This window comes from Streptomyces sp. NPDC005393 (assembly GCF_040606675.1).
Classification (GTDB): Bacteria; Actinomycetota; Actinomycetes; order Streptomycetales; family Streptomycetaceae; genus Streptomyces.
In genome coordinates, this window is record NZ_JBEXFG010000128.1 from 1 (window position 1) to 2093 (window position 2093).

Genomic DNA, 2093 nt, shown 5'->3' on the forward strand with positions numbered 1-2093 from the left:
CGGTCTCTGCCGTCAGGTGGTTGCAGTGGCCCAGGGGTTGGGAATCGTGTTGCCGCGGTAGCGATACCGGGTGACCGGGATCGCGCTGATCTTCCGCAACTCGATCTCGCCCGCGCTGATCGGCAGCCACCGCCCGGTGGGGGTGGTGAGCCGTCTGCGAACGTCCGACCAGTTCCAGTGATGCCGCTCTTGCAGCAGCCGGATGACTCGCCACCAGACGAAGTTGTCCAGGTTGCTGAAGGTGCGCTTCGCGACGGCATGCCTGAAATAGTTGGCCCATCCGTGTGTGACCTGGTTCAGGTTCACCAGGACCACGGCCAGGTCCTGCTGCGACGTTCTGTGGGTGAGGGTACGTATCTTCGCTTTCACCGACCGCAAAGGCCGGTCGGCGATGAAGGTGTAGACGTACCACTTGTCCGTCCCGCGTTTGCGGCGCCACTGGATGTGAAACCCCAGGAAGTCGAACCCCTCGCTCAGGTACACCAGTTGGGTCTTGGCTTCCGAGAGCCGCAACCCCATTGGTGCGAGGACCTGGGCGACCTCCTCGCGCAGTGCCTCGGTGTCCTGCCTGGTCCCTTTGACCAGGACGACGAAGTCGTCCGCGTAGCGGACCAGCCGCCACGAGGGCAGGCCCTTGGCGCCACGCCGTTCGCGCCGACCGCTGGTGGACAGTTCCCCGTCCGGTTCCCATGCCCGATGCAGGTGCTCATCGAGCGCCGACAGGGCTATGTTCGCCAGGAGAGGGGAGATGATGCCCCCTTGCGGTGTGCCGGTGAAGGTCTCCTGACGCTCTCCGAGCTCCGTGAGGAGGCCGGACTTCAGGAATCCCTTCACCAGCGCCAGTACCCGTTTGTCCTTGATCCTCATCCGGACACGGTCCATCAGCGCGGCGTGGTCGATCTCGTCGAAACACGCCGCGATGTCCGCGTCCAGCACCCACCGATATTCATGGGTGCCGTAGAAGTGGATCTCAGCAATCGCGTCCTGAGCACGCCGCTTGGGCCGGAACCCGTAGGAGACCGGCTTGAAGTCGGCCTCGAAGATCGGCTCCAGCACCAGCTTCAGCGCGGCCTGGACGACCCGGTCGGCGATCACTGGAATGCCCAGCCGCCGAACCTTTCCCGACCCACCCGGCTTGGGGATCTTGCGTTCCCGCACGGGTAGCGGCCGGAACGAGCCCTGCCTGAGCTGGGCCCGTAGGTCGTCCAGGAATCCGGGGACCCCGAATCGCTCCTCGACGTCGGCGGCCGTCAGGCCGTCCACGCCAGGAGTGCGGGCTCCCCGGTTGCCGGCGACCCGGTCGAACGCCACGATCAACGTCGCCGGGTCGTGCACGAGGTTGAACAGATCATCGAACCGGCGGCCGGGGTCGGCCGCCGCCCAACGGTGAAGCTTGGCCTGCATCTCCGATACCCGCTGGCGCGGACCCACCGGGTCCACCTCCGACAGGGCACCGCTGTTCAGCGGTGCGTCTTTCGGCATTGCAGCCTCCTTCCCTCCTCGATACCGCTGCCGCCCTTCCCCATGTGCACGGGCTCTCCCCGGCTCGGAGTACTACGGCGGCTCCGCCCCACCCGGACCATTCGGCGGTCGATGCACCTATCCCCAATCGGGCACTGGCCGTGCACGACAGGGGAGTTGAGAACGGGCGGTTCCCGTGTTCACTGCGATTCGCTCGTTGGAGTAGGAGCCCGACTGTGTCCCTGCGGCATCGCCACGAGTACGCCGCAGACCTTCCTCGTGGCCTCCCGAACGGCTTCGAAATACCGGACAAGGAGTTCCCCGCCGCCACCAGACAGCGAGTGCGCACCGCCTCCGGCCCAGATCCACCAGGTTTCGAGCCGGTGTAGTCGTTAAGAGACGTAAAGACGCCGGTTCCTCGCGTACTCCTCTCCATCCCGCTCGCCGAACCCGCACCATCTGGCAGTACTGGCACGTCCCGGCTTTGTCAGGGCCGCTCCCGCCCTCCCCGGCATCACCCGGATCAGACTGCCCTCAGCTCCACCTCCCTGCTACGACAGGTCGGCGGTGAAGGTCTTTCACCTCCACACGAATCACAGCGCCTCACGGCGCAACTCGAAGACGAGCCATGC

General features: G+C 65.8%; 1 protein-coding gene. It reads right to left on the reverse strand.

The features are described 5' to 3' along the window. Positions 1-12: 12 nt before the first annotated feature. The gene (ltrA, locus tag ABZS71_RS35535) at positions 13-1482 is read right to left on the reverse strand and encodes a group II intron reverse transcriptase/maturase (protein WP_355860925.1); all 1470 of its coding nucleotides are present in this window, start codon (positions 1480-1482) and stop codon (positions 13-15) included. Positions 1483-2093: the final 611 nt, after the last annotated feature.